The 26,374-nt window shown below is 66.0% G+C and carries 31 protein-coding genes and 1 tRNA gene; 13 read left to right on the top strand and 19 right to left on the bottom strand.

Features of this window, described 5'->3' with window-relative positions; translation table 11 throughout:
• The first annotated feature begins 2 nt into the window (after nt 1-2).
• Together dnaQ and FOC84_RS08875 are read left to right on the top strand one after the other, a co-directional pair.
• The gene (dnaQ, locus tag FOC84_RS08880) at nt 3-725 is read left to right on the top strand and encodes a DNA polymerase III subunit epsilon (protein WP_173144094.1); all 723 of its coding nucleotides are present in this window, start codon (nt 3-5) and stop codon (nt 723-725) included.
• Between the two features lie 60 nt (nt 726-785).
• A tRNA-Val gene (locus FOC84_RS08875) sits at nt 786-860 on the top strand.
• A gap of 80 nt (nt 861-940) precedes the next feature.
• Here FOC84_RS08875 and FOC84_RS08870 read toward each other — a convergent pair.
• A complete protein-coding gene (locus FOC84_RS08870) occupies nt 941-1,801 on the bottom strand; it encodes a hypothetical protein (protein ID WP_173144093.1) in 861 nt (286 codons plus the stop codon).
• Between the two features lie 141 nt (nt 1,802-1,942).
• Here FOC84_RS08870 and FOC84_RS08865 point away from each other — a divergent pair, with 141 nt between their 5' ends.
• Both FOC84_RS08865 and FOC84_RS08860 read left to right on the top strand, forming a co-directional pair.
• Complete coding sequence (locus FOC84_RS08865; protein WP_173144092.1) at nt 1,943-2,359, top strand: hypothetical protein; 417 nt, start codon at nt 1,943-1,945, stop codon at nt 2,357-2,359.
• Nucleotides 2,360-2,591: 232 nt separating this feature from the next.
• Nucleotides 2,592-2,759 (top strand): hypothetical protein, encoded by a 168-nt coding sequence (locus FOC84_RS08860; protein WP_173144091.1) that lies wholly within the window; start codon nt 2,592-2,594, stop codon nt 2,757-2,759.
• A gap of 25 nt (nt 2,760-2,784) precedes the next feature.
• Here the strand turns inward: FOC84_RS08860 and FOC84_RS08855 are convergent, their stop codons facing one another.
• The 5 genes from FOC84_RS08855 to FOC84_RS08835 form a co-directional block, all read right to left on the bottom strand.
• Nucleotides 2,785-3,249, bottom strand: coding sequence for a YaiI/YqxD family protein (locus FOC84_RS08855; protein WP_173144090.1), 465 nt, complete (start codon nt 3,247-3,249; stop codon nt 2,785-2,787).
• A 4-nt stretch (nt 3,250-3,253) separates the two neighbouring features.
• The gene (locus tag FOC84_RS08850; protein WP_173144089.1) at nt 3,254-3,520 is read right to left on the bottom strand and encodes a hypothetical protein; all 267 of its coding nucleotides are present in this window, start codon (nt 3,518-3,520) and stop codon (nt 3,254-3,256) included.
• Between the two features lie 42 nt (nt 3,521-3,562).
• Entirely contained in the window at nt 3,563-5,065 is a 1,503-nt protein-coding gene (locus tag FOC84_RS08845) for a TAXI family TRAP transporter solute-binding subunit (RefSeq protein ID WP_173144088.1), read from the bottom strand.
• The gene (gene gltS, locus FOC84_RS08840; protein WP_173144087.1) at nt 5,062-6,270 is read right to left on the bottom strand and encodes a sodium/glutamate symporter; all 1,209 of its coding nucleotides are present in this window, start codon (nt 6,268-6,270) and stop codon (nt 5,062-5,064) included. Before gltS ends, FOC84_RS08845 begins: the two co-directional genes overlap by 4 nt.
• A gap of 186 nt (nt 6,271-6,456) precedes the next feature.
• Nucleotides 6,457-6,948 (bottom strand): GNAT family N-acetyltransferase, encoded by a 492-nt coding sequence (locus tag FOC84_RS08835; protein ID WP_173150026.1) that lies wholly within the window; start codon nt 6,946-6,948, stop codon nt 6,457-6,459.
• Between the two features lie 256 nt (nt 6,949-7,204).
• Between FOC84_RS08835 and FOC84_RS08830 the strand changes: the two genes are divergently transcribed.
• On the top strand, nt 7,205-8,257 hold the full coding sequence (locus FOC84_RS08830; protein WP_173144086.1) for a glycosyltransferase family 2 protein: 1,053 nt from the start codon (nt 7,205-7,207) through the stop codon (nt 8,255-8,257).
• A 1-nt stretch (nt 8,258) separates the two neighbouring features.
• On the top strand, nt 8,259-9,836 hold the full coding sequence (locus FOC84_RS08825) for a glycosyltransferase family 39 protein (RefSeq protein WP_173144085.1): 1,578 nt from the start codon (nt 8,259-8,261) through the stop codon (nt 9,834-9,836).
• On the opposite strand, the gene FOC84_RS08820 is transcribed toward FOC84_RS08825, so the two are convergent.
• Entirely contained in the window at nt 9,796-10,191 is a 396-nt protein-coding gene (locus tag FOC84_RS08820; RefSeq protein WP_173144084.1) for a GtrA family protein, read from the bottom strand. The two genes, FOC84_RS08825 and FOC84_RS08820, sit on opposite strands and share 41 nt — an antisense overlap.
• Nucleotides 10,192-10,227: 36 nt before the next feature.
• Here FOC84_RS08820 and FOC84_RS08815 point away from each other — a divergent pair, with 36 nt between their 5' ends.
• Nucleotides 10,228-11,043, top strand: coding sequence for a ChbG/HpnK family deacetylase (locus FOC84_RS08815; protein WP_173144083.1), 816 nt, complete (start codon nt 10,228-10,230; stop codon nt 11,041-11,043).
• Between the two features lie 33 nt (nt 11,044-11,076).
• Here FOC84_RS08815 and FOC84_RS08810 read toward each other — a convergent pair whose 3' ends face one another.
• A complete protein-coding gene (locus tag FOC84_RS08810; protein WP_173144082.1) occupies nt 11,077-11,940 on the bottom strand; it encodes a LysR family transcriptional regulator in 864 nt (287 codons plus the stop codon).
• Nucleotides 11,941-12,050: 110 nt separating this feature from the next.
• On the opposite strand from FOC84_RS08810, the gene FOC84_RS08805 reads away from it, so the two are divergent.
• Nucleotides 12,051-12,533, top strand: a complete 483-nt coding sequence (locus FOC84_RS08805; protein ID WP_173144081.1) for a multidrug/biocide efflux PACE transporter — start codon at nt 12,051-12,053, stop codon at nt 12,531-12,533.
• On the opposite strand, the gene FOC84_RS08800 is transcribed toward FOC84_RS08805, so the two are convergent.
• From FOC84_RS08800 to FOC84_RS08760, 9 genes are all read right to left on the bottom strand, one after another.
• On the bottom strand, nt 12,508-13,158 hold the full coding sequence (locus tag FOC84_RS08800) for a GntR family transcriptional regulator (RefSeq protein ID WP_173144080.1): 651 nt from the start codon (nt 13,156-13,158) through the stop codon (nt 12,508-12,510). The genes FOC84_RS08805 and FOC84_RS08800 overlap by 26 nt on opposite strands.
• On the bottom strand, nt 13,158-14,123 hold the full coding sequence (locus FOC84_RS08795) for a branched-chain amino acid ABC transporter permease (protein WP_173144079.1): 966 nt from the start codon (nt 14,121-14,123) through the stop codon (nt 13,158-13,160). Before FOC84_RS08795 ends, FOC84_RS08800 begins: the two co-directional genes overlap by 1 nt.
• A 1-nt stretch (nt 14,124) precedes the next feature.
• A complete protein-coding gene (locus FOC84_RS08790; protein ID WP_173144078.1) occupies nt 14,125-15,027 on the bottom strand; it encodes a branched-chain amino acid ABC transporter permease in 903 nt (300 codons plus the stop codon).
• A 112-nt stretch (nt 15,028-15,139) separates the two neighbouring features.
• Nucleotides 15,140-16,345 (bottom strand): ABC transporter substrate-binding protein, encoded by a 1,206-nt coding sequence (locus FOC84_RS08785; protein WP_173144077.1) that lies wholly within the window; start codon nt 16,343-16,345, stop codon nt 15,140-15,142.
• Nucleotides 16,346-16,402: 57 nt separating this feature from the next.
• Complete coding sequence (locus tag FOC84_RS08780; protein WP_173144076.1) at nt 16,403-17,122, bottom strand: ABC transporter ATP-binding protein; 720 nt, start codon at nt 17,120-17,122, stop codon at nt 16,403-16,405.
• A complete protein-coding gene (locus FOC84_RS08775) occupies nt 17,115-17,870 on the bottom strand; it encodes an ABC transporter ATP-binding protein (RefSeq protein ID WP_082401334.1) in 756 nt (251 codons plus the stop codon). Before FOC84_RS08775 ends, FOC84_RS08780 begins: the two co-directional genes overlap by 8 nt.
• 90 nt (nt 17,871-17,960) lie before the next feature.
• The gene (locus FOC84_RS08770; RefSeq protein WP_173144075.1) at nt 17,961-18,872 is read right to left on the bottom strand and encodes a dihydrodipicolinate synthase family protein; all 912 of its coding nucleotides are present in this window, start codon (nt 18,870-18,872) and stop codon (nt 17,961-17,963) included.
• Between the two features lie 191 nt (nt 18,873-19,063).
• Nucleotides 19,064-19,951: an alpha/beta hydrolase gene (locus FOC84_RS08765; RefSeq protein WP_173144074.1), complete on the bottom strand. Its 888-nt coding sequence runs from the start codon at nt 19,949-19,951 to the stop codon at nt 19,064-19,066.
• Between the two features lie 38 nt (nt 19,952-19,989).
• Nucleotides 19,990-20,877, bottom strand: coding sequence for a LysR family transcriptional regulator (locus FOC84_RS08760; protein WP_173144073.1), 888 nt, complete (start codon nt 20,875-20,877; stop codon nt 19,990-19,992).
• A 97-nt stretch (nt 20,878-20,974) separates the two neighbouring features.
• Between FOC84_RS08760 and FOC84_RS08755 the strand changes: the two genes are divergently transcribed.
• On the top strand, nt 20,975-21,379 hold the full coding sequence (locus FOC84_RS08755) for a CidA/LrgA family protein (RefSeq protein WP_173144072.1): 405 nt from the start codon (nt 20,975-20,977) through the stop codon (nt 21,377-21,379).
• Nucleotides 21,369-22,061: an LrgB family protein gene (locus FOC84_RS08750; protein ID WP_173144071.1), complete on the top strand. Its 693-nt coding sequence runs from the start codon at nt 21,369-21,371 to the stop codon at nt 22,059-22,061. Before FOC84_RS08755 ends, FOC84_RS08750 begins: the two co-directional genes overlap by 11 nt.
• Before the next feature lie 8 nt (nt 22,062-22,069).
• Here FOC84_RS08750 and FOC84_RS08745 read toward each other — a convergent pair whose 3' ends face one another.
• Together FOC84_RS08745 and FOC84_RS08740 are read right to left on the bottom strand one after the other, a co-directional pair.
• Nucleotides 22,070-22,714 (bottom strand): LysE family translocator, encoded by a 645-nt coding sequence (locus FOC84_RS08745; RefSeq protein ID WP_173144070.1) that lies wholly within the window; start codon nt 22,712-22,714, stop codon nt 22,070-22,072.
• On the bottom strand, nt 22,711-23,625 hold the full coding sequence (locus tag FOC84_RS08740) for a DMT family transporter (RefSeq protein ID WP_173144069.1): 915 nt from the start codon (nt 23,623-23,625) through the stop codon (nt 22,711-22,713). The genes FOC84_RS08745 and FOC84_RS08740 overlap by 4 nt, the downstream gene beginning before the upstream one ends.
• 148 nt (nt 23,626-23,773) lie before the next feature.
• Here FOC84_RS08740 and FOC84_RS08735 point away from each other — a divergent pair, with 148 nt between their 5' ends.
• The 3 genes from FOC84_RS08735 (at nt 23,774) to FOC84_RS08725 (ending at nt 26,181) form a co-directional block, all read left to right on the top strand.
• Nucleotides 23,774-25,231 (top strand): PLP-dependent aminotransferase family protein, encoded by a 1,458-nt coding sequence (locus FOC84_RS08735; RefSeq protein WP_254241937.1) that lies wholly within the window; start codon nt 23,774-23,776, stop codon nt 25,229-25,231.
• A gap of 41 nt (nt 25,232-25,272) precedes the next feature.
• On the top strand, nt 25,273-25,617 hold the full coding sequence (locus FOC84_RS08730; RefSeq protein ID WP_173144068.1) for a TIGR01244 family sulfur transferase: 345 nt from the start codon (nt 25,273-25,275) through the stop codon (nt 25,615-25,617).
• 99 nt (nt 25,618-25,716) lie between these two features.
• Nucleotides 25,717-26,181, top strand: coding sequence for a universal stress protein (locus FOC84_RS08725; protein ID WP_013391481.1), 465 nt, complete (start codon nt 25,717-25,719; stop codon nt 26,179-26,181).
• The last annotated feature ends 193 nt before the right edge of the window (nt 26,182-26,374 follow it).

The following is a 26,374-nucleotide window of genomic DNA, read 5'->3' as shown; positions in this document are numbered from 1 at the left end:
TTATGCGCCAGATCATCTTTGACACTGAAACCACCGGACTGGACCCTGCCCAGGGCCATCGCATCGTCGAGATCGGCTGCGTGGAAATGGTCAACCGGATGAGCACCGGCAACAACCTGCACATCTACCTGAACCCCGACCGCGATAGCGACCCCGAGGCCTTGGCGGTGCACGGCCTGACCACGGAATTCCTGTCCGACAAGCCGCGCTTCGCCGATGTCGCGGACGAATTCGTCAAGTTCATCCAGGGCGCCGAGCTGATCGCGCACAACGCGGCGTTCGACGTCAAATTCTTCAACGCCGAACTCGCCAAGGCCGGGCGCGGCCCGATCACCGAGTACTGCGAGACGGTCACCGACTCGCTGCTGCACGCGCGTTCGCTGTTCCCCGGCAAGCGCAATTCGCTGGACGCGCTGTGCGACCGCTTTGGCATCTCCAACGCCCACCGCACGCTGCACGGCGCATTGCTGGACTCGCAGCTCCTGGCGGAAGTCTGGCTGGCCATGACCCGCGGCCAGGACGCGCTGCTGATCGACGTGGACGATGGCGCCGGCGCTGGCGGCAATGGCGCCGAGCTGGCTCGCTTCGACGCGTCGGGCCTGCCCGTGATCAAGGCCAGCGAAGCGGAACTGGCCGAGCATGAAACCTATCTCGCGGCCCTGGACAAGTCCGTGGGCGGGGAGTGCACCTGGCGCAAGATCGACGCGCCGGTGGCGGCCGTCTAAAGTTTTTTCGAGGCGACTTGCACACGTTCAAAAAAACGTGCTAATATTTCGCCTCTTTCGGGGTGGTTAGCTCAGTGGTAGAGCACTGCCTTCACACGGCAGGGGTCACTGGTTCGAACCCAGTACTACCCACCAAATTTGTGTGAACAATCAGGGGTTTAGCTTAGCGGCTAAACCCCTGATTGTTTTGGTACTCAAAAAGTACTCAATATCTTTCAGCCCACAGTTTCGAGCATTTTCTTCTGCATTTGCTCGAATTGCACCAAGCTTTGCGTCAGACCATCCTGAGAAAGCTGCCGATACGCTTGTTCGTCTATGTCGAGGTCCAGATCTTTTCGAAGCGCCAGTAGGACATCATCGGATCGTTCGGCTATCACTGGGAAGTCTGCGGCCACTACGGCCATCAAGCGAGCTGACTCTTTATACGCCTCAGACGTGAGCTGCTGCTGAAGCTCATGATGCTTCTCCCACTCGGCACACGCAATATCGAACTGTTGCTTCAAGCGCTTGCTGAGGTCGGGGTCGAACTGACCACCAACATTATGCTGTCGTAGTAGTTCGGTGTACTGGCTCTGCCGAGCTAGCGCTGCGGCCGCATGATCCCGATGGGTCGCCGCTACCGCCAAGGCGACCGTCATTCGGTTGCGTTCAATTGTGAGCTTAGCCTGCAAGTCAAATAGAGATAGGAGGAAGGCCTTGGCCGCGCCCAGCGCCGGGGCTGATGCAGACACATTAAGAGCTGCAAAGTCTGCACCGACATCCCGCATTAGGTCCTGGAACTTGGACGGGTCGGTGTTAGGCTCCGCCAAGCTAATCACGTGTTGCAGAAGCCGCGCGCTGGAGCCGGACGCACGCATGTAGGTCTCGGTTCGCAGTTGTGACTGTTTGGCCCACTTTTGTTGTTTCTCTGAATGCGCCAAAGACTTCTCTTGGGTCTTCAAGGCATGACGATTCGCGAGCCATGCGCCAATCAAAGTACCGGCCACGCCGAGTACTGCAGCAAAGTGCTTGTCCAAGAGATCCAAGCCTTTCTCTGCCGCAGACATGGCGGCTATAGCCCATTGAGTTGTGTCCATTTCGCCTTTTTTCTACATGTTTATGCCAAAGGAGTTGAGAGGCCGGCTTAGGCTGGGCATGTCTTTATTGATGCTCCCCTATTACCAACTGCAGGGGTGCTAGTAAGCATATGTTAAAAGACCTCTTTTCAGGGAGAGGACATGCGGAAACTGTTGTTGGTTGGTTTTTTTTCGGCGTTGCTCGCGGGCTGCTCTTCAGTGGCGGTCAATCCTGAGTCTGGAAAGCCAGTGCCGATGGCGAACGTTGTCGATAAGGACTTGCTCATTGGCGGAGCGGACAAAGGACAGGTCGTAGTTGCCCGAGACGATGCCTTCGTTGGCGGAGGGGTCGACACCCGAGTCTACGTGAACGGCAAACGAATCGCGAACGTGCCGAATGCCACCGTACTACGCTTCTATCTTCCTGCTGGCGAACACAAGGTCGGTGTGCAGATATACGGGTTGGATAACTCGGATGTGCCGGTGCGCTACGAGAAAATCAGTATTGCCGCGGCTGGGGTATATCGCTATCGCCTGATCTTCAACGGTGCGACTTGGGAATTGATGAATCTAGACTGAGGGCACTGAGGCATGCCTCCCATGTTTCCAACAGTGGATGTGGATTGTTAGGGGAGCATTGACCTTTCCTGCCATGCAAGCCATTGCGCTGAACCGTCCCTTTCATTACCCTTCTCTTGATTTGACGCAAGCGGACTCTCATCGATTGAGCCGCGTCGCATGCGAGCCTGATTATCATTGATAACAATGGCTTTGGCCCGTGGGGCCAGGCATAGGCGAACTGGAGAAGGTCATGTCCGAACACACCAACATCATGTTGATCATCATAGGCACGGGCGTGGCGCTCATGCTGATCGGCTTCGGGCTGCGCGACCGCAATATCGGCATGGGGCTGATGGGCATAGGCCTGATCACGGCCCTGGGCACGATCATCTACAAGGCCTACATCACGTTCTATTGACGGGCAGCCAAGGCCCGCGGGGGCCTCAGCCCTTCTGCGCATTGCGCGCCACGCGCGCCAGCAGGCTGTCCAGCTGATTGGCGAAAGCCTTGCGGTCGGCCTGGCTGAACGATGCCGGGCCGCCGGTATCCACGCCGCTGGCTCGCAGCTCTTCCATCATGTCCCGCAGCGCCAGCCGTTCCCGGATGGTTTCCGGCGAGTAGCGCTCGCCGCGCGGGTTCAGGGCCATCGCGCCTTTTTCCAGGACTTCCGCGGCCAGCGGGATGTCGCCGGTGATCACCAGGTCGCCCGCAGCCGCGCGCTCGACGATGTGGGCGTCGGCCACGTCGAAGCCGCGCGGCACCTGCACGGCGCGGATCAGCGGCGAGGGTGGGGTGTAAAGCATCTGGTTGGCCACCAGCGTCAGCGGCACCTGCCAGCGCTGGGCGGCGCGGAACAGGATGTCCTTGATGACCGCGGGGCAGGCGTCCGCATCGACCCAGATGTGCATGCGCTTACTTGTCCAGCGCGTTTTGCAGCACTTCGGCCACGATGTCGTTGGTGGACACGCCGCGTTCGGCCGCCAGGGCGCGCAGCTTGTCGGCGTGGGCCTGCGACAACTTCAGCGGGAACGGCACCAAGCCGGCGGCCTGGTCCAGTTTGCGCTGTTCGCGGCGGTCGGGCGCTTGCGAGGCGGTGCCGAAACGGTCCGGCGTGGCGGATTGTTTGAGTTGGCCAGCCAGCTTCAGGGCCTGGGTTTTCTGCAGATCGAATTTATTCATGGGAATTCCTGGTAAGGAGCGCAATCATAAGCGCAACCGGCTTCAGTGCGGTTTGGCCTGCTCAAGCTTGGCCAGCCCTTCCTGGGCGCCGTCGTGCAGCGGCACGGTCAGCCCGCGCCGGGCGGTGGCCAGCCCCACCTGGGCGCCCTGGGCCGATCCGGCGGCCAGCAGGTCCTGCCCGGTCACGTAGACCGCGCGCACGATCACCAGGGCCTCGTCGCGGGTCAGGTCGGCGGTGGTGAGCAGCAGCGCCGCCATGCCCACGGTGGGTATCGGCTCCCGCTGGTTGGGGTAGGTGCCGGCGGCGATGTCCAGCGGCATCAGGGCGGTGTCCGCCGCCGTCAGCGTCTTGATGGCGGCGGGGTCCAGCGGCAGCAGCTTCAGGCGCGCCTGGGTCAGGGCATCGCGCAAGGGCGTCGCGGGCACGCCGATGACCTGGGCGGCGGCGTCGACCGCGCCGGAGTTCAAGGCCGGTAGGGACTCGGTGAACGGCGTGTCGACCACGGTGTAGTCGCGGCCGGCCTGCAGGCCGTGGGCGGCCAGCACCGTTTCCAGCGTGGCGCGCACCGCCGAGCCTTCCGGCCCGAGGGCGATGGTTTTGCCCTTGAGGTCGCGCACGCCGCGCAGCGCGGCATCGTCGCGCACCACGATGTGGACCAGTTCCGGATACAGGCTGCCCAGCGCGCGCAGGCCGGTGAACGGGCCTTGTGCGGCGAACGGCCCCTTGCCGTCGTAAGCCAGCCGTGCCGTGTCGGCCTGGGCCAGCCCGACCACCGCGTCGCCGCTGCGCAGCAGCGCGATGTTCTCGGCGCCGCCGCCCGTGATCAGCGGCGAGACCCGGATCTGCTGCTTGCGCGCCACGTCGCTCAGGGCGCGCGCGAACGCCACGTATTCGCCGCGGTCCGGGCCGCCGGCCAGCGGGTAGCCCTGTTGCATGCGGGCCAGCCGGCCGTTGATGCGCGCCACCGAGCGCTCCAGTTCCTGCTGCACCACGTGCTGCGCGGTGCTGGAGGCACTGTAGGAAACCGAATGGGTGATCTGGTCCAGCGTGTCCAGCAGTTGGCGCGTGACAGGCGGCGGCGCGCCGGTGTCCAGGTTGGGCGCCTCTGCCGCTTTGAAACCGGCAGGCGTGACGAGCTTCCAGCCGTCGCCCTCCTGGCGGTAGATGGCGCTGGCATGCGCGACGATGCGGTCGCCGGCCTGGTTGCCGCCGGATTTCACGCCGCTGATGCTGCGCGGGCCTGCGCCCAGCAGCGTGACCAGAGCGGCGGCGCCAGGCTGGTCCCAGGCGCCCAGCGTGATGTTGCGCGCCAGATCCAGTTCGACGTCGTAATAGACCACGCGGCGGGTTTCGCCCGGCGGGGCGCTGCTGTCCGAGGCCGAGCCCATGCGCTTGAGCTCGGCGATGCGGAACAGGTCCGCGCCATAGGCGGTCGCCAGGCTGCGTTCGACGTCGACGCGCAGCACGTCGGTATCCGGCGCGCGGCCGCAGGCCGCCAGCACCAGGCAGAGGCTCAGAATGATGAGGCGTTTGAACATGGTCACATCCCTCCCACGAACGGCAAGGAGATCAGCGAGGTCAGCACGATCACGTTGAGGATGTCGACCAGGAAGGCGCCGGTGACCGGCACGACGATGAACGCTTCCGGCGCCGGGCCGTGGCGCCGCGTCAGCGCCTGCATGTTGGCGATGGCGGTGGCGGTGGCGCCCAGCGCGAAGCCGCAGAACGCGGCCGACATGATGGCCGCCTCGTAGTCGCGCTTGAGCATGCGGAACACCACCCAGGCGGCGTACAGGGCGCACACCAGGGTCTGCACCGCCAGCATCAGCGCCAGCGGGCCCGCCAGGCGCGCCACGCTGGACAGGTCCAGCGTCATCATGGTCATGCCAAGGAACAGCGACAGGGAGATGGTGCCGATGATCTCGGTGGCGCGGTCATCCAGCTTCAGGCCCAGCTTTTCGCCGCCGTTGCGGATCAGCACGCCCGTGGCCAGGCACCACAGGAAATTGGGCAGGCTGACGGGCGCGTCCTCGACCAGCGCGGCCAGGTAGCCGCCCACCACCAGGCAGACCAGCGCGGCGGCCAGGGACACGATGTAGGAGCCGGCGGTGGACGCCGGCGCGTTTTCCATGAGGTCCGCAGGCTCATGGCCGTCGCCGGGCACGTGGTCCAGGCTGCCGGCCAGCTTGTGGCGCCGCATGAGCCATTCGGCCACCGGCCCGCCCACCACGCCGCCCAGCACCAGCCCCAGGGTGGCGGCGGTCATCGCCAGCGCCATCACGTCCTGGATGTTGTTGAAGTCGGCGAAGCGCGTGGCATAGGCCGCGCCCGTGCCATGCCCGCCCACCAGCGTGATGGTGCCGCCCAAGAGGCCCATCAGCGGATGCATGTCCAGCAGCCAGGCCATGCCCAGTCCCACGGCGTTCTGCAGGATCAGGAAGGGGATCAGGGCCAGCAGGAAAGCAATCAATCGAGGGCCGCCCTTGGCCAGCAGCTTGAGGTTGGCGGTCAGGCCGATGCTGCCGAAGAACAGCAGCAGCAAGGTCGGCTTGATGCTGGTTTCCAGCGAGACGGATACGCCGCCCCAGGTGGACAGCAGATAGGCCAGCACGGCGAACAGCAGGCCGCCCACGATGGGGTCGGGAATGCTGTAGCGGGCGAGGACCCCGATCCGGGTGGTGAGCACGCGTCCGATGACCAGGACGAGGCAGCATGCCAGCAGTGATTGAACGGGCGTAAGCGAGATCATAGGTACCTTTGCGCCCTGTCAGGGCACGGTGAACTTTCTGGCTGTTTGAACCCTGCCGCCTCACACGGACTGAGGCTTATGTTACGTCCGCTGCGACAGCGGTGTACATGGGGCAGGGGAGGCGGCGCGCGGCGCGGGGCCGGGCGGGCGGTAGGCCGTGGCGGCAGGCGTCCGCGGCCGGGGCGGCTAGAGCGGAAATGCGCGCGACATGTATTGCGCGCGCGGCCCGTAGCCGGCCAGTTTTTCGGCCAGGCCGGCGCTGTCTGCGCTGACCGGTAGATAGCCGTGGCGCTGCCAATAGCCCACGGCGGATTCCAGGGACACCAGGCTGGCGCGGCGCAATCCGCCTGCGTGCGCCTTGGCTGCGGCGGCGCGCAGCAGCGCCTGGCCTACGCCCAGTCCCTGCGCCGACGGCGCTACCGCGCAGTCATGCAGGAACCAGTGGTCGGCGCCGGCCGGCAGCGCCGGCAGCGCGACGTCGAGCGCGGGCGGCAGGCCCGCATCCCAGGGATAGGAAATCAGGTAACCCAGCAGCCCGTCGCGGCTGGCCTGTGCGACCCAGCAGTGCGAGGGGGCGAGCGCCAGGCGGTTCTGGAAGAAATCGGCGCTTTCCAGCAGGAAACCGGGGTAGGCCAGCGTCTGGAGGGCCAGGATGGCGTCCACGTCGCTGGCCAGCATGGACCGGACTTGATATTGCATGACAACCTGCGAAAACAAAAACTCGGGCGCATTTTACCGATGCGGGCGCGGCTCCCGGCTTTACAGGCCTTCACAAATAGGGGACACAGGTTCACGGGACTTTATTGTTTTCAAGGATCGGCTCCCTAGAATTCGCCCTGGATGACCGGTACTGCAATCGCGCCGCATTTTATGAAAATTCAACGACCGGCTACGCATACTGCACGCCATAGTCCTGCATTCCGAGTCTAGAGCCATGCATATCCAATTCCGGTCCGAATCCTCCGCTCCGCAAGTGTTGACCAAATCGTTTCCCCTGGAAGCGGTATGGCCGGCGGCCGAGGCGCCCGTACCGTATGACACCTGCGTGACTTGCGTCATCCCGTGCCTGAACGAATGCGAGAACCTGCGGGTGCTGCTGCCCTTGCTGCGCAATCGCCTGGAAGCGTTGTGCACCAGTTGGGAAATCATCGTGGCCGATGACGGCAGCACCGACGGCACGGAAGCGCTGATGGCCGAATGGGCCGAGCACGACGGCTTTCGCTATGTGCAGCTGTCGCGCAACTTCGGCAAGGAAGCCGCGATCAGCGCCGGCCTGGAAGCCGCTACCGGCAATGCGGTGATCTGCCTGGATGCCGATCTGCAGCATCCCCCCGCGCTGATCGAGCAGATGCTGGCGCGCTGGGCCGCGGGCGCCGAAATGGTCTACGCCGTGCGCGAGACCCGCCATGACGAATCCTGGGCCAAGCGCGCTGGCGCGCGCTGGTTCTATAAGCTGCTGAGCGGCGCTCGCGGCGTGGACGTGCCTGCGCACGCCGGCGATTTCCGCCTGATGGACCGCAGCGTGGTGGACGCGCTGATTGCGCTGCCCGAACGCACCCGTTTCATGAAAGGCCTGTATGCCTGGGTCGGCTTCAAGGGCGAGGCCCTGGCCTATACCCCCGACGAGCGCATGCATGGCGACAGCCGCTTTGGCAGCATGCGTCTTGTGCGGCTGGCGCTGGACGGCCTGACCGCGTTCACCACCTGGCCGCTGCGCCTGGTCAGCCTGGTCGGCGTGGCGTTCGCCATGCTGGCGCTGGCCTATGCGGTCTATCTGGTCGGCGAATACCTGTTTTTCGGCAACGAGGTCTCCGGTTGGACGACGATCGTGACGGCGGTGCTGTTCTTTGCCGGCGTGAACCTGATTTCGCTGGGCGTGGTGGGGGAGTACGTGTCCCGGATCTTCGATGAAGTGAAGGGGCGGCCCCTGTTCGTCGTGCGCCGCCGCCAGGGCCGGACTTCCCGGCCGGACAAAGGCCTGGGCTGACATGTCCGCCACGACTTTCTGGCGGCGTTCAGACTGGACCCCGCCGGCAGGACGCTTCCTGCTCGCGATAGGTGCGTGGCTTGCCTTCCTGGCCTGGATCAGGCCCCTGACCCTGCCCGATGAAGGGCGCTATGCCGGCGTGGCCTGGGACATGCTGCGCAGCGGCTCGCATGCGGTGCCCTTGCTGGACGGCATGCCGTACTTCCACAAGCCGCCGCTCTATTACTGGCTGACCGAGCTGTCCTTCTCGGTGTTCGGCGTGCATCCCTGGGCGGCGCGGGTGCCTTCCTGGCTCGCGGCGTGGGGCGCCGTGGCGGTCCTGTACTGCTTTGTGCGGCGCTACCGCGATACCGCGACCGCCGCGCTGACGGTGCTGGTCCTCGCCACCATGCCGTTTTTCTATGGCGGTGCGCAGTTCGCGAATCTGGACATGCTGGTTGCCGGCTTGATCACGCTGTGCGTGCTGGCCGCCGTGGACACGGTGTTGCGCGCCGAGCGCGGGCAGGCCTGGCGCGCGATGTCGGTGGCGGCCGGTGTGCTGGCGGCGTTGGCGGTACTGGCCAAGGGCCTGATCGGTCTGGCGCTGCCGGGCGCCATCCTGCTGATCTGGCTGCTGTGGGAGCGGCGCTGGCGCGGCCTGGCCGCGCTGTGCTGGCCGCCCGCGCTGCTGGCGTTCATCGCCGTGGCGGCGCCGTGGTTCGTGCTGATGCAGCTGCGCTATCCCGGCTTTTACGATTACTTCTTCGTCTATCAGCATTTCCAGCGATTCGCGGCCAGCGGCTTCAATAATGCGCAGCCGTTCTGGTTCTATTTGCCGGTGATTGTCGGGCTCAGCCTGCCCTGGTCGCTGTGGGGCGGCGGCATACTGCGCCAGGCGTTCTGGGAAGGCCCCACGCGCAGCCTGCGGCGCCTGGCCTTGGTGTGGTTTGCCGTCGTGCTCGTGTTTTTTTCGCTGCCGAGTTCCAAGCTCGTGGGCTATGTCCTGCCGGCGCTGGCGCCGCTGGCTTTCCTGCTGGCTGAAGTGATCCAGGGGGCCAGGCGCGCCGATGCCGAAGGCGCCACGCGCCTGGTGCGCCTGAGCGCGGCCCTGGCGGCGGGCATCTGCGTCATCGCGGTGGGCATCGCGGCCAACAACGCGCGCGGCAGCGCCGGGCCGCTGGCCAAGGTGGTGCGGGAACAGGCGCGGCCGGACGATACGTTCGTTTCGCTGCACACCTATCCCTTCGATCTGGCGCTTTACGCAAGGGCGGCGCGTCCTGCGTGGGTGGTGGACGACTGGCGCAACCCCGAGGTCCCCGTGCGCGACAACTGGCGCAAAGAACTGTACGACGCCGCCCAGTTCGATCCCGAGACGGGGGACGAGGTATTGCTCAGCCCCGCGGAGTTCACCGCGCGTCTGTGCCAGGCGGCGCAAGGGGCGCGTTTCTGGGTGTGGGGCACCGCCGCCGACAACCCGGTCTATCCGCCGCTGGAGGGGCTGGCGCCCGTGGTCAGCAGCGTGAAGTACGTGATGTGGCGCGTCGACGTGGACGCGGCCTTCAGGCAGCGGGTTTGTGGCGGAATGCCCAGAACCGGCTGACGATGAAGGTCGCCACGGCGAGCCCGAGCAGGATCAGCGCGAGCAGGATGTCGTAGCGGATGGCAGTGCTGTGCAGCAGCCACGCGTAAGCGGCTTCGTTGATGAGAAAGCCTATGGCTGACACAAAGAAGAAACGCCGCGCTGCTACCGTCCAGGGAGTTTTGGAATGTCGGAATGTAAGCCGGTAATGGCCGGTGAAGGACACCGCGAAGGCGACCAGCCAGCCCGCCAGGTTGGCGGCCAGGGGCGGGATGCGGAAGAATTCGACGCAACCCACGGCGACAGCCCAGTGGGTGGCTGCGGCGGCGCATCCGACAGCAATGAAGGTGCTTACTTGTTGCAGCAGGGCGCGCATGAAAGCCGTAGGGATAGGGAAGTCAAAGGTATAGCGATGAGCAAACGTATTGTGGTCTGCGGTGATGATTTTGGCATGAATGCCGACATCGATGAAGGCATGATCGCGCTGGCCGGCATGGGCCGCCTGAGCGCGGTCAGCTGCCTGACGCTGGGACCTTCGTTCGCGGCGAACGCGGGGCGGCTGGCGTCGCTGAACGTGGATATCGGCCTGCATGTGAACTTCACCGAAGCGCTCATGCCCGGCGCCGACCCCATGCCCACCCTGAGCCGGCTGATTCTCAATGCCTACACGGGCAGGCTGGACGGCGATTGGGTCGAGGCGCAGCTGGAGCGCCAGTTCGACGCCTTCGAGGCGGCCTTCGGCCGCGCGCCGGATTACGTCGACGGCCATCAGCACGTGCATCAGCTGCCCGGCATCCGCGAGCGCCTGCTGCAGTTGCTCAAGCGTCGTTACGGAGCCCATATGCCGTGGCTGCGCCAGACGGCGCCTGGCATGCAGTTCGGCATTCCCCTGAAGGAAGCCATCAAGGCGCGCGTCATCGGCGCGCTGGGCTCGGCGGCGCTGGCGCGCCAGGCGCGCATGGACGGCATGCGCACCAACCGCCGGCTGCTGGGCGTCTACGGCTTCGCGGGCGGCAAGCGCCGCTACGCGGACCTGCTGCAGAACTGGCTGTTCAACGCGCGCGACTGCGACCTGCTCATGTGCCATCCGGCGATGGGCAGCCAGGACGGCTGCGCCATGTCGCGCCAGCGCCGCGCGGAATTCGACGTGCTGGCCAGCCCCAAGCTGGGCGACTGGCTCAACGTCAACGGCGTGCACATCTCGCGCTTGCCGGCCACGGCGCGCTGATCGGCTGCAAGGCCGGTGCGGCGCGGGCCGGATCTAGCCGCCCGTCAGGCTCTGCAGCAGCCAGGCGCCCGCCGGCCCCAGCGCGCGGCGCCGCGACCAGACCGCGTCGACGCGGATGTGGCGCGGCCAGCCAGGCGCCTTCAGCTCAACCAGTTGGTCTTGGCCGAAGCGCTGGAACATCCAGCGCGGCAGTTCGGTCCAGCCAAACCCCAGGGTGGCCATGTCCATCAGCATCAGATACCCGGGCGCCGACCAGGTCGCGTACGCGGGCTCGGTCTCCTTGTCGCCCAGCTCATACGTGCTCAGGCGCAGCGCGCGTTCGGATTTCAGCTGGTCCTCGGTGACCCGGGGCAGCTTGGCCAGCGGGTGCTTGCGGCTCACGCACAGGACGATTTCCGAAAGCTCCGCCAGGGCGGCGTGCGCGACGTCGGGCGGATAGTTCTCCTGGGCGGCCATCAGCCCCAGATGCGCGCGGCCTTGCTGTACCAGCGCCACCACATCCTCGTACTCCGCGATCAGGCATTCGAAGCGCAGCGTCGGATAGCGCTGGTCGATCTGGCTGAGCATGTTTTCGAAGGTCTCGGACTGGAACGTGTCGGACAGCACCACCGTCAGCCGGGGCTCCAGGCCTTCGGACAGTTGGCTGGCGCTGCGATTCAGTCTGTCGTTGGCGGCCAGCACCTGCAAGGCCTGGCCCAGCAGCACGCGGCCCGCCTCGGTCAGGACCGGCTGGCGCTGGCTGCGGTCGAACAGCGTCACATTCAGGTCCACTTCCAGGTTGGCGACGGTTTCGCTGACGGTCGACTGGCTTTTCCCGAGCTTGCGGGCGGCGGCGGAAAACGTGCCTTCGGAGGCGACCTGGGCGAACGCCGCCAGGGATTCCAGGGAATGGCGCATGGGTCAGGGGCTCCGGTGTTATCGGTTTTTCCGATGAAAACCATCTTTATGGTAACGGAAATATCGTCGAAAATCCGTACCACTGAGTATCAACCGACCGCAGGTGGGTCATGACGCAAGCCAAGAAATCCATTAAAGAACGTTTCCTTCACGCCTTTCTGTTCGAAATCATCGCCATCGGCTTGTCCGCCCCGGCGGCTGCCTGGGCCATGGGCAAGTCCCTGTTCGAAATGGGTGTGCTGACCGCGGTGATCGCCTGGATCGCGCTGGTCTGGAACATGATCTACAACGCGGGCTTTGACCGCATCGAGAACCGCATGGGCTGGACCCGCACGCTGCGGCTGCGCGTGGTGCACGCGTTCGGCTTCGAGCTGGGCCTGATCCTGATCGTGATCCCGCTGGCGGCCTGGTGGCTGAACATCGGCCTGTGGCAGGCCTTTGTGCTGGATATCGCGCTGGTGCTGTTCTACCTGCCCTACGCCTTCCTCTACAACCTGGCCTATGACCGTTCGCGGCCGCGGGTCCTGCAGTGGCTGGCCCGCCGCAAGGGGCAGGCCGCGCCGGCCGTCACGCGTCAATCACCTTGCGCGTGAACATTTCCAGGTAGTCCATCAGCGAGTCCGCGCCCTTGATGGCCGCGGACTCGTTGCCGGTGGCGATGCCTTCAGCCATCAGCATGTGGCGGCGCGCGCCCTCGGCGATGTCGCCCTCGTGCTGGTAGGCGTACCAGAAGCGGCGGCACTGGATGATCAGCGGCGCCACCGCGTTCACCGCCGACGCATTGCGGCAGGCCTGGTGGCAGACGTGGTCCAGCATCTGGTCGGCATGCATGTAGTCGTCGAGATTGCCGCCTTCCGCCGCGCGGATCATCTGCGCGGCGCAATCCACGATCTGGCTGCGTTGAGCAGGGGTGGCGCGGCGCGCGGCGCTGGCGGCGATCAGCTGCTCCAGCGCCCGGCGGGTCTGGATCAAGTCCATGTGGTCCGCCAGCTGGATCATGGACACGCGCAGGCCGCGCCGCGGCTCCTGGCGTATCAGCCCGGCGGCCACCATGCGCAGCAGCGCCTCGCGCAGCGGCGTGCGCCCCAGGCCGGTCTTTTCCACCAGATCCGCTTCCACGACCGCGCTGCCCGGCTGCAATTGCAGCGTGGCGATCATGCTTTCGATCTGGTCGTAGGCGACGTCGGCGGCGCGCCGTTTGAATTCTGCTGCTGCCATCAACTATTGTTTTCCTTCGTTTTGCGCCACTGCGCGTAGGCCAGCCATTCGCCGACGAATCCGCGCCGGAAGAACGACACGCACAACACGAAAATCAGTCCGATGACGATGGTGACGATGTCGCCCAGGGTGGCAAGATAATTCTGCAAGCTGACGACCAGCGTCGCGCCCACCACGGGCCCCCATACCGTGCCGATGCCGCCCAGGAGCGTCATCAGCAGCACTTCCGTCGAGGTGGCGAGCGAAACGTCGTTCAATGCAACCAGCTGGAGCACCAGCGCCTTCAGCGAACCCGCCAGGCCGGCGACCGAGGCCGACAGCACGAAGGCCAGCAGCTTGCACCGGTCTGTATCGTAACCTAGCGATATGGCCCGCGGCGCGTTGTCCCGGATGGTCTTGAGCACCTGCCCGAAGGGCGAATGGATCACCCGGTAGACGAACAGAAAGCCCAGCACAAAGACCGCCAGCGCGAAGTAATACATATTGCTGTCCACGCTCAGGTCCACCAGGCCCAGGAACTTGCCGCGCGGGATGCCCTGCATGCCGTCCTCGCCGCGGGTCCAGCCCACCTGCACCGCCATGAAGTACGCCACCTGCGACAGCGCCAGCGTGATCATCGCGAAATAGATGCCGGTGCGCCGGATCGCCAGCCAGCCGATGGCCCAGCCGATGGCCGCGGCCATGGCCACGCCGCAGGCCATGGCAACCTCGGGCGGCAGGCCGCGCGCGCCGAACAGGATCATCATTTCACCGGCTGCGTAGCCGGCCCAGCCGAAGAACGCCGCATGGCCGAAGGACACCAGTCCGGTAAAGCCGGTCAGCAGGTTGAAGGCCAGCGCGAACAGCGCAAAGCACAGCACCTTCATCACAAACACGGGATAGACGATCTGCGGGAAGAACGGCACCAGCAGGGCCGGCACCAGCAGCAGCGCCAGGATGCGGATCGAGGAGGGTATGCGCTGCACCTTATTTCTCCTTGCCGAACAGGCCGGCGGGGCGAGTCAGCAGAACGATCGCCATGACGATGAAGACGACTACCGTCGAGGCTTCGGGATAGAACACTTTGGTCAGGCCTTCCAGCAGGCCCAGGGCCAGCCCCGTGACGATGGCGCCCATGATGGAGCCCAGCCCGCCGATCACGACCACGGCGAACACGATGTTCAACAGGTTGGCGCCCATCAGTGGGTTGATCTGCATGACGGGCGCGGCCAGCACGCCGGCCACGCCGGCCAGCGCCACGCCGAAGCCATAGGTCAGGGTGATCATCACCGGCACATTGACGCCGAAGGCCTGCAGCAGCTTGGGGTTTTCCGTGCCGGCGCGCAGCATGGCGCCCAGGCGGGTCCGCTCGAACAGATACCAGGTCGCCAGGCACAGCGTCAGGGACGCCACCACCACGAAGGCGCGGTAGGCCGGCAGGAACATGAAGCCCAGGTCGAAACCGCCCTGCAGGACTTCGGGCGGCTCGTAACCCACGCCCGAGATGCCGTAGAAGTAGCGAAAGCCGCCTTCCATCATCAGCGCGATGCCGAAGGTCAGCAGCAGGCCGTACAGGTGGTCCAGGTGATACAGGCGCTTGAGCAGCGTCTTCTCGATCACGACGCCCACCAGTCCCACCAGCAGCGGCGCCAGGATCAGCGCGGCCCAGAAGTTGATCTGCACGCCCGGCCCCAGCAGCTGCGGCAGCTGCGTGAAGCCGATCCAGGCCAGGAACGCCGCCATCATGAACTGGGCGCCGTGCGTGAAATTGACGATGTTGAGCAGGCCGAAGATGATGGCCAGGCCCATGCTCAGGATGGCGTAGAAGCAGCCGTTGATCAGCCCCACCAGTAGTTGGGCGAGCAAGGCGGATAGCGAGATATCGAACATGGTAGGTGTCGGGCGGACAGGTGTCGCGTCGATTTCCGGGAAGCGCGCGGCGGCGGTGCGCCGCGGCCAGGGCAGCCGGCGCCGCACGCAAGGCGTGCGGCGCGTGGCGGCTTTACGTCTTGTTCAACGCGCACGCGGCCTGGGGCTTGGGAAAGACCTCCTCGCCCTTGAGTACCGACTTGACGTTGTAGTAGTCCCAGGGCGCCTTGGATTCGGCGGGCGACTTCACCTGCAACAGCAGCATGTCGTGCACCAGCGCGCCGTCGGCGCGCAGCTTGCCGTTGCGGATCACGGCGTCGTTGATGGTCATTTCGCGCAGCTTGGCCATCACGGCGGGCGCGTCGTCGGTGCCGGCGGCTTCGATCGCCTTCAGGTAGGACAGCGTGGCCGAGTACACGCCCGCCTGCGAGGCGGTCGGCATCTTCTTGGCCTTCTCAAAGAACTTCTTGGCCCAGGCGCGCGAGGCGTCGTCATAGTCCCAGTAGAAGGCTTCGGTCAGGTACATGCCCTGCGCCTTGGCCAGGCCCATGCTGTGCACGTCCGAGATGTAGGTGAGCAGCGGCGCCACGATCTGCTTCTTGTTGATGCCGAATTCGTTGGCCTGCTTGACCGCGTTGACCGTGTCGTTGCCGGCATTGGCCAGCGCGATCACGTCGGCTTTCGATGCTTGCGCCTTCAACAGGAACGAGGAAAAGTCGTTGCCGGGGAAGGGGTGGCGCGACACGCCCACCACGCTGCCGCCGTTTTCCTGAATGACCTCGGTGCCGTCCTTTTCCAGCGAGTGGCCAAAGGTATAGTCGGCGGTGATGAAGTACCAGGTCTTCTTGCCTTCCTTGACCAGCGCGCGCGCGGTGCCGGCGGCCAGCGCATAGGTGTTGGTGGTCCACTGGGCGTTCAGCGGCGAGCATTTCTCGCCCAGGATGGCCGTGGACAGGCCGGCCGACGGCATGGTCACGCGGTTCTTCTGCTTGGCGATTTCCATCACCGCCAGCGCGGTGGAGGCGGTCGGGAAGTCGGTGATCATGTCGACCTTGCCCTGGTCGAACCATTCACGCGCCAGGTTGGCGGCGACGTCGGGCTTGTTCTGGTGGTCGGCGGAAACCACTTCCACCGGCTTGCCCAGCACCTTGTTGCCCATTTCCTCGGCGGCCATGCGCGCCGCGATCACGGAGCCGTTGCCGGCCAGGTCGGAATAGACGCCGGACAGATCGGTCAGGACGCCGATCTTGACCACGTCGTCGCTGACCTTGGTCTGGGCCTGGGCGGCGCCGATCATGCCGACGGCGAACAGCGCTGCTGCGATTCGATTCAATTTCATCTGACTACGCTCCGTGTAGGAAGGGGACTGCGGTCGGAAGGAATGTGGTTGGAAAACTCAAATGCCGAGCAGGGCGTTCAGCTTGTTCTGCGATTGCCGGACCTCGGCGCGGTCTATCACCGCCACCACCTGGCCGTGCTCGATGACGTAATGGCGGTCGGCCAGGTGCTGGGCGAAGCGGAAGTTCTGCTCGACCAGCACGGTGGTGTAGCCGCGCTCTTTCAATTGCCGGATCACGCGGCCCAGGGACTGCACGATGACAGGGGCCAGGCCTTCGGTGATTTCGTCGAGCAACAACAGGCGGGCGCCAGTGCGCAGGATGCGCGCCATCGCCAGCATCTGCTGTTCGCCGCCCGACAGACGCGTGCCGGGGCTGTGCGCGCGTTCTTTCAGGTTGGGGAACATGTTGTAGATCTCTTCCACCGACATGCCGTCCGGCCCCACCGAGGGCAGCAGCATGAGGTTTTCCTCGGCGCTCAAGGACGCATAGATGCCGCGTTCCTCGGGGCAATAGCCGATGCCGCGCCGTGCGATCTTGTGAGGCGGCAGGCCCACGGTCTCCTGGCCCTGGATCTTGATGGAGCCGCTGCGTCGGCCGACCAGGCCCAGGATGGACTTCAGCGTCGAGCTGCGGCCCGCGCCGTTCCTGCCCAGCAATGTCACGCATTCGCCCGGCTTCACGTCCAGGTCTATGCCGTGCAGGATGTGCGATTCGCCGTACCAGGCGTGCAGGTTGCGGATCTCCAGCATGCTAGAGCCCGGGGCGGCTTCATTCATCTTCGGCTCCCATGTAGGCTTCGCGCACCGCGGGGTTTTCCGACACGGTTGCGTAGGGGCCTTCGGCCAGGATCTCGCCCCGTTGCAGCACGGTGATGGTGTCGGAAATGTCCGCCACCACTTTCATGTTGTGTTCGACCATCAGGATGGTGCGGCCGGCGGATACCTGCTTGATCAGGTGCTTGACCCGATCGACGTCTTCGTGGCCCATGCCCTGCGTGGGTTCGTCCAGCAACAGCAGTTCGGGTTCCAGCGCCAGCGTGGTCGCGATCTCCAGCGTGCGCTTGCGGCCATAGGGCAGGTCGCCCGCGGCGACATCCAGGTGCGTGCGCAGGCCGACCTGGTCCAGCAGTTCCTCGACGCGGTGGTGCAGGCTTTCCAGTGTGCGTTCCGAACGCCAGAAGCAATAGTCCACGCCCAGCTTGCGCTGCAAGGCGACGCGCACGTTCTCGCGCACGGACAGCTGCGGGAACACGGCGGAGATCTGGAACGAGCGCACGATGCCGCGGCGCGCGGTCTGCGCGGGGCGTTCCTGCGTGATGTCCACGCCGTCGTACAGAATCTCGCCGCGCGTCGGAATGTGGAACTTGGTCAGCAGATTGAAGAAGGTGGTCTTGCCCGCGCCGTTGGGGCCGATGAGCGCGTGGATGGCGCCGCGGCGCACGCTCATGTCGACGTTGTTGACCGCCACGAAGCCGCGGAATTCCTTGCTCAGGCCCCGGGTCTGAAGAATGATGTCGCTTTGCATGATGTCCGTTAGGCTTGCGGGAGGACAGGCCCTGGCGCGTCGCGGCCCCGCCACGCGCCAGGAGGTTCGTGCTGCTTCCGGAGCCCGGCCTTACTTCGACTGGTACTGCGCGGGGCGCTTGGCCAGCGAGGCCTGGATGATGGCGGCGCAGCGTTCGCGCTCGGCGCCCACCAGCGGCAGGCGCGGACGGCGCACGTGCTCATTGCCCACGCCAACCAGGGTCTCGGCCAGCTTGATGTTCTGCACCAGCTTGGTCGACACATCCAGGTGCAGGAGCGGCGTGAACCATTGGTACAGCGCCAGCGCTTCCTGCCACTTGCCGGCCTTCATCAGGTCATACAGGGCCACGGTTTCGCGCGGGAAGGCGGTGACCAGCCCGGCCAGCAGGCCGTCCGCGCCCAGCGCCAGCGCTTCGAACGACAGGTCGTCCACGCCGATGAACAGTTGATAGCGCGTGCCCAGCGCGTTGCGCAGGTCGGTCAGGCGGCGCACGTCGTCGCTGCTTTCCTTGATGGCGACCAGCCACTTGCAGTCGGCCAGTTCGGCCATGTGCTCGGTCTTGAGATCCACGCGGTAGGCGACGGGGTTGTTGTAGATCATGCAGGGTTTCTGCGCCGCCTCGGCCATGGTGCGGATGCTCTGCATGGCTTCGCGCGCGTCCGCCACGTAGATCAGCGAGGGCATCAGCATGAACCCGTCCACGCCCAGTTCCACCGCGGCCTTGATGAAGCGCAGCGCTTCGCGGGTGCTGGTTTCGGACACGTTGGCCAGGACCGGAATGCGTCCCGCGCTGACTTCCACGGCGCAACGCGTCACTTCCAGCTTTTCTTCCAGGGTCAGGGTGCTGGCTTCGCCCAGCGAGCCGCAGGTGACCAGGCCGTGTACGCCGTTGTCGATCAGGAAGCCGAAGTGCTTGCGCATCGCCTCGAAGTCGAGGGTCTCGTCGGCATGGAACTTACTCGTTACGGCAGGGAAGACGCCCTGCCAATGCACGTTACTCAACTGGCTTCTCCTCAAGATGCCGTCGCTTCAATGGCGGAGCGGCGAGCAGGAGCAAAGTCTAATATCTGATAAATATATTTAGAAGATATTTTGATTTGGGAGTTTCCCGGATCGGGATTTCCCGATGAGCAGACAGGAGGAGGGACGGTCGGCGAGCGCGGGCTCGGAGACCGTTGGGCGGACTCTGGTTGTCAGCCGGCCTTGCGCGGATAGGCGCGGCTCGCGTCCTGCATGAAGGCCTTCACCGCGGTCTCGTACTGCGCGCCGCTGCGAAAGGCGCCGGAGTGCGAGGCGCCTTCGATCTTGACCAGGCGCTTGAGTTCGGGCGCGACGTTGCTGGCGGCGGCGTAGAGCTCGTCGCTCATGGTGTGCGGCACCACGCGGTCGGCGGTGCCGTGCATGAAGAGCATGGGCGTGCGCATGCGCGCCAGTTTTTCCACCGAGGCGAATGGCTGTGTGACGAGCAGGCTGGCGCCCGGCACCTTGCCCCAGCGCAGCGTGGCCAGCATCGCGCCGATGCTGGTGAAACTGGACTCCACGATCAGGCCGGCGAACTGCGGCTGTTCCGGGCGCGCGGCCAGGTCGATCGCGATCGCGCCGCCCAGGCTGTGGCCGTAGATGAAGCGGCGCGACGGATCGGGCTGGATGCGGGCCAGTTCCGCAAGCCCGGCCATCGCGTCTTCCAGCGCGCTGTCCTCGGACGGCAGGCGCGGGGTCGAGGCGCCGAAGCCGCGGTAGTCGATGGCCAGCACGGAATAGCCCATGCGCGTCCAGCCGTCGATGCGGAAGGCGCTGCCATTCAGGTTCCAGCGCGCGCCATGCAGGTACAGCACGGTGGGCGCGCCGGCTTTGGGGCTTTGCCAGTACCAGGCGCGCACCTTGTCGCCGCCGGCCAGTGTCAGGTCGTAGACCTGGGTCCCGGCGGCCGGTTCGCGCCACCAGGTCTGCGGTTCGGATTGGGGAGAGAAGATGGTCTGCCGCTGCCAGGAATCGAGCTGGGTGCAGCCGACGACGCTGGCGCCGGCCAAGAGGGCAACGGCGAACAGGCGGCGGGGGGATAGGCGGGCGAGGGCTGGCATGGAATATCTGACCCGGGCGGAGCGGCTGGGTTCCGGCATCAGCATACTTCGGGATGGACTTCCCGGGTCAAGGCCAGCCAGGCCTGGGCGGCGTGCGACAGGTAGCCGCCGCGGCGCCAGACCAGCACCATTTCCCAGTCCGTGCCGGCATCGAGCAATGGCACGCGCGCCACGCCAGCGTGCAGCTCTTCGCGGGCCTTCAGGCGCGGCAGGAAGGCCACGCCCAGGCCGGCGGCCACCAGCGCCACGATGAAATCGATCTGGCCGCTGCGCGCCGCAATGGCAGGGGCAAAGCCGGCCCGCTGGCAGGCGTCCTGGATGATGCGGTTCAGGGCAAAGCCCGTCTCGAACAGGATGAAGGGCGAGTCCCGCAGGTCGCTCAGCCCAACCGTTGCGGCGCCCGCCTTGGGGTGGTCGGCGGGCATCAGCGCCACCAGCGGCTCGCGCGCCACCGGCTGCCAGTCGAAGATGTCGGGCACCGGTCTGAGCGAGCCCGCCAGCTCGATCTCGCCGGCCATCACCATTTCTTCCAGGCGGCGGCTGCCGTGTTCCACCAGGCTGATCTCCACCTGCGGATAGCGGCTGCGAAAGCGCGCGAACATCGGCGCGAACAAGGTGCTGCTGCCCAGCGGCGGCAGGCCCAGCCGCAGCACGCCGCGCTTGAGCCCTTTCAGTTCGTCGAGTTCGGCGTACAGATCGTCGCGCTGCGCCAGCATGGCCACGGCGCGGCGGTAGACGATCTCGCCGGCGGCGGTCAGCCGCGGCGGCTGGGCGTGGCGGTCCAGCAAGGGCATGCCCAGCTCGTCTTCCAGCTGGCGCACCGCCTTGCTCACGGTGGGCTGGGTGGCGTAGACGGCCTTGGCCGCCTGGGAGAAACCGCCCTGGCGGACCACTTCGACCAAGGCGCGCAGTGGGCGCAGTTCCATGGTTATGCCTATTTGGAATGGGTTGAATTCAAGGAATTCATTTTATCTATGGGGCGCGCGGGCGTAAAACATCTACTTGCCGCAGGAACCTCGTCCCATGTCTCGCCCACGCCTCGCCATTCTTCTACGCAGCAAGCTGCGCCGCAGCCGCGTGCTGCAAATCTGCCTGCTGGTCCTGTTCTCCCTGCTGGGCCAGGCGCTGGCCCAATGGCTGGGCCTGCCCGTGCCGGGCGGCGTCGTTGGCATGGCGCTGGTGCTGCTACTGCTGGCCACGCGCCGCCTGCGCGTGCGCAACGTGCATCGCGGCGCCAGTTGGCTGCTGGGCGAGATGCTGTTGTTCTTTGTCCCCGCCGTCATGTCGCTGCTGGATCACCGCGAATTCCTCGGTGTGCTGGGCTTGAAACTGCTGGCCGTCATCCTCCTGGGCACGGCCCTGGTGATGATGGGCACGGCCCTGACCATCGATCTTTGCTACCGCTGGATGAATCGCCATGCCGGCTGATTTCAACCTGTGGTTCTGGCCCGCGGCGACCGTGCTGGCCTATGTCTGCGCGCGGCTGTTCTACCGGCGCTACGCCTACTGGTGCACCTCGACCCTGGTGGTGGCGCCCGCGCTGCTGCTGGCGTTGGCGCTTGCGCTGCACACGGGTTACCGCGACTACATGGCGGGTTCGCACTGGCTGATGGCGATGCTGGGGCCGGTCATCGTGGCCTTCGCGCTGCCCTTGTACGAACAGCGCGCGCTGATCCGCCGTTACTGGCCGGTGCTGGTGGCGGGCGTGGCGGTAGGCAGCCTGATCGCGGGCGCCAGCGCCTGGATGCTGGGCAGCCTGCTGGGCCTGTCGCCGGATCTGCGCCTGAGCCTGCTGCCGCGCTCGGTGGCCACGCCGTTCGCGGTGGCCGTGTCGTCGCACGTGGGCGGCGTGCCGGACCTGACGGCGGTGTTCGTGATCGTCACGGGCGTGTTCGGCGCGGCCATCGGCCAGCTGATGCGGCGCTGGCTGCCGCTGCGCTCGGCGCTGGCGCGCGGCGCGCTGTTCGGCATGGGGGCGCACGGCGCCGGAACGGCCAAGGCCCGCGAACTGGCAGCCGATGAGGGCGCCGTCGCGGGCCTGGTGATGGTGATGGCGGGCTTGTTCAACGTGCTGGTCACACCCGCCGTGGTCGTCGGATTGCTGGCCTGACGGCCGCGTCAGTGCAGCATTTCCAGCGCCACTGGATACAGCGACGCCACCAGCAGTAGCGCCATGCCCACATTGAAGGCGCGGATCGCCCAGGGCTTGTGCAGCACGCGGCGCAGCGCGGTGCCGAAGGTCACCCAGATGCCGATGCTGGGCAGGTTGACGATGCCGCAGACGATGGTGGCGATGACCAGGTTGGCGAAGAAGCCGTTCTGTGGCGTGTAGGTCGCGATCACGCCCACCGCCATGACCCAGGCCTTGGGGTTGACCCACTGGAAGGCGGCGGCCTGCAGAAAGGTAAAGGGCTTGCCGCGCGCTTCGCCGTCGTCGATTTCGCCCGAATTCGCGATCTTCCAGGCCAGATACAGCAGATAGGCCGCGCCAGCGTACTTCAGCACGGTGTATAGCTGCGGAACCTGCTGGAATACCGAACCCAGTCCGACGCCCACCAGGAAGATCATGAAGGTGAAGCCCAGGTTCACGCCCAGCAGATGCGGCACGCTGCGGCGGAAGCCGAAGTTCAGGCCGGACGAGGCCAGCATCACATTGTTCGGGCCGGGCGTAATCGAACTGACCAGCGCGAACATGGCCAGCGGGCCCAGCAAGGACAGCGACATCAGCGGCACGTCGGCCAAGTTGGAAGGAAGCAGATTCATTTTTGGGTCCTGACGATGGCGCGGCGTCCGCCGGCGATAACGGCGATCACGGCAGCGGCGAAGAGGTAGGTCGCCGGCTCCACGGATTCGCCAAACAGCATTGCGGCCGCCACCACCGTCAGGAACGGTTGCAGCAACTGCACCTGGCCGACCCGGGCGATGCCGCCCACGGCCAGGCCGCGATACCAGGCAAAAAAGCCCAGGAACATCGATCCGAGCGCCAGATAGGCGCAGGCGTAGATCACCGAGGCGGTGGGCCAACTGGCCTGCTGCGCCGCCATCCAGCCGACGGGCGCCGCCACCACGGGCGCGCTGATCACCAGGGCCCAGCAGATGGTGCGCCCGCCACCCAGCGTGCGCGAGGCGCGTGCGCCTTCGGCATAGCCCATGCCGCCCAGCACCACCGCCAGCAGCAGCCAGAGATAGCCGGGCTGCAGCGCGCCGTTGCCCTGGCCCAGGGCATAGGCCGTGACCAGGGCGGCGCCCAGCACGGCCCAGGTCCAGAACGCGGGAGAAGGGCGTTCGCCGCTGCGCAGCGCGGCAAAGGCCGCGGTCGACAGCGGCAGCAGCCCATTGAACACCGCGCCTTGCGCGGCGGGCACGGTCTGCATGGCGAGCGACGAGGCCAGCGGCCAGCCCACCACGATGCCCAGCGCGGCCAGGATCACGCCGGGCCACTCCTCGCGGTTCGGCCTGCGGGCGCGCGTCAGCCAGAGCACGGCGATGGCCGGTACGGCCGCCAGCAGCGCGCGGCCCAATCCCACCAGTAGCGGCGCCAGTTCGCCGACCGCCAGGCGGGTCATGGGCAGCGTCAGGGAAAAGACCAGCACCCCCAGAAAACCATAGCCGTAGCCCTCCCAGAGCGTAGCGGGCGTGCTCTGGGCGGTCGGATAGAAAGCGGGACGGGTCATCACGGCACCAAGGTTCGGGAACGCCGCGGGCATCGCGCCCGCCCGCTATTGCGGGTTTTCGGCATTGCTGTCACTCTACGCATAGTCATCGGTACAGTACCGGTACACTTTTGCATATCACTTTACTTACTGGCCTGGTGAAATCCCCATGACAGTTGCAGCCGCCGCTTCTTCCTCCATGCCCTGGCAACCCGTGCGCCAGGCCGACGCCACCCTGGTGGCGCAACTGGCCGATGGGCTGGCGCGCCGCATTGATGAACAGGGCCTGCGGCCCGGCACCCGCCTGCCGTCGATTCGCAAGATGGCGGAACAGTCGGGCGTCAGCCGTTTCACCGTGGTCGAGGCCTATGACCGGCTGGTGGCGCGCGGCCTGGTGCAGTCGCGCCGCGGCGCGGGGTTCTTCGTGCGGGCGCGCAGCGGCCAATTGGCCGCGGTTGCCAGCGCGGCGCCCGCGTCCCTGGCGCCACCCGCCCGGATCGACGTCGCCTGGCTGCTGCGCAGCATGTTCCGCGATACCAATCCTTCGGGCATGCCGGGCGGGGCGGGGCTGCTGCCGGCGGACTGGCTGGATCCCGAAATGGTGGCCGGTGCGGTGCGCGCCGTAGGGCGCTCGGTGCGCGGCCATCTGGTCAGCTATGGGCATCCCCAGGGGTTCGCGCCGCTGCGCCAGCAGATCGCCGCCTTTCTACAGAACGAGGGCGTACCGGCGCATCCGGAACACAACCTGCTCATGACCAACGGCGTCACGCACGGGCTGGACCTGATCGCGCGGCACCTGGTCAAGCCGGGCGACACCGTCCTGGTCGAAGACCCGGCCTGGTTCGTCATTTTCGGCCGGCTGGCCGCCTTCGGCGCGCGCCTGATCGGCGTGCCGCGCGGCCCGGACGGCCCCGACACGGCGCTGCTGGAGCAACTGGCGGCCCAGCACAAACCCAAGCTCTTCATCATCAACGGTTCGGTGCACAATCCCACCGGCCACACCCTGTCGGCCGGCGCCGCCTACGACATCCTGCGCATCGCCGAACGCCATGATTTCCTGGTGGTCGAGGACGACACCTACGGCGAACTGCATCCGGGCGGCGCCATGAAACTGGCCGCGCTGGACCGCCTGAAGCGGGTGATCCTGGTGGGCGGCTATTCCAAGATGCTGGCGGCCAGCCTGCGGGTGGGCTATCTGGCCGCGAATCCCGAGATCCTGCAGAAACTCGCCGACCTGAAAATGCTGGCCGGCCTGACCTCGCCCGAACTGGGCGAGCGGGTCATCCACCGCGTGCTGATGGAAGGGCAGTACCGCCGCCACATCGAGCGCGTGCGCTTGCGGGTGGACGATGCCCGCCAGCGCTGCCTGAAAGGCCTGTTGAAACTGGGATTGACCGTGCACCACGAGCCGCACGCCGGCATGTTCGTGTGGGCCGATTACGGCCGCGATACCGAGGCGCTGGCGCGGGTGGCGGCCGACCACGGCATGCTGTTGGCGCCGGGCACGCTGTTTTCGCCGTCCCAGGCGCCTTCGACCATGCTGCGCTTTTCGGTCACCATCGTCGATCACCGCGGCGTCTGGACCGATCTGGAAAAAATCTTCGCGCAAAACGCTGCCAGCAATTAATAATAGAGAGCTATCCCGTTGAAGCCATTGAAGGAAACGCCATGTCCGCACCCATCAAGCCCCTGACCCAGAATTTCGCCGTCGCGCCCCAGCTCGGCCCGGACGACATGGCGGACGTCGCCGCCGCCGGCTACAAGAGCGTCATCATCAACCGTCCCGATTTCGAGGGCGGCCCGGACCAGCCCACCGCCGCGGACGTGTCCAAGGCCGCGCTGGCCGCCGGCCTGCAAATCGAGTACCAGCCCGTGGTCGGCAGCGCCATGACCGCCGCCGACGTGGTGCGCTTCGCCGAACTGCTGCGCACCCTGCCGGGCCCGGTCCTGGCCTACTGCCGCACCGGCACGCGTTGCACCAACCTGTACGCCGCCGCCCAGCAGCTGGGCTGAGCGCGCGCTTGACGCGCGTCAAGGCGCGCCGGGTTCGTTGATGTGAACCTGGCGCGTTTCCGGTAGCATGGGGGTACCTCACAAACAGGAGCAGGCAAGATGTTCAAGAAGATCCTGATTCCCACCGACGGTTCTCCGCTCTCGGCCCAAGCCGCCAATGCCGGTATTTGCTTCGCGCGCTCCGTGGGCGCTGAAGTCGTCGCGCTCTACGTGACCCAGCCTTTCGCGGCCACGATCGGCTTCGACGGCATGGCCGCCGCTTACGCCATTACCGACGAAGACTACGAAAAGGCCTCGGCCGAGCAGGCCGACAAATACCTCAAGCAGATCACCGACCGCGCCGACACCGCCGGCGTGAAGTCCGAGTCGCGCGCCGTGTCGAACTTCAACGTGGCCGACGGCATCGTGCAAGCCGCCGCCGACGCCGGCTGCGACCTGATCTTCATCGGCAGCCACGGCCGCAGCGGCCTGTCGCGCCTGCTGCTGGGCAGCGTCACCGCCAAGGTCCTGTCGCTGGCCAGCACCGCCGTGCTGGTGTACCGCGTCAAGGAAGAAAAGAAGTAGCCTGCACTGATATGCCGCCGCGGGCAGCCCCAAAGGCTCGCCCCGGGCTGGTGCATGGCAAACGAGCCCCTCCCGTCGGAGGGGCTTTTTTTATCCTTGGCCCGTGCAGGGACTAGGCTTGTTTCTTGCCGCGCGGCGCGTAATATTTGTGAATCAGTGCGGGCGCGATTTCGCCATTCTCAAGCACCCTACG

It is taken from the genome of Achromobacter pestifer (assembly GCF_013267355.1).
Taxonomy (GTDB): domain Bacteria; phylum Pseudomonadota; class Gammaproteobacteria; order Burkholderiales; family Burkholderiaceae_B; genus Achromobacter; species Achromobacter pestifer_A.
The sequence above is the reverse complement of the archived record's forward strand: the minus strand, read 5'-3'. Positions and strand labels throughout refer to the sequence as shown.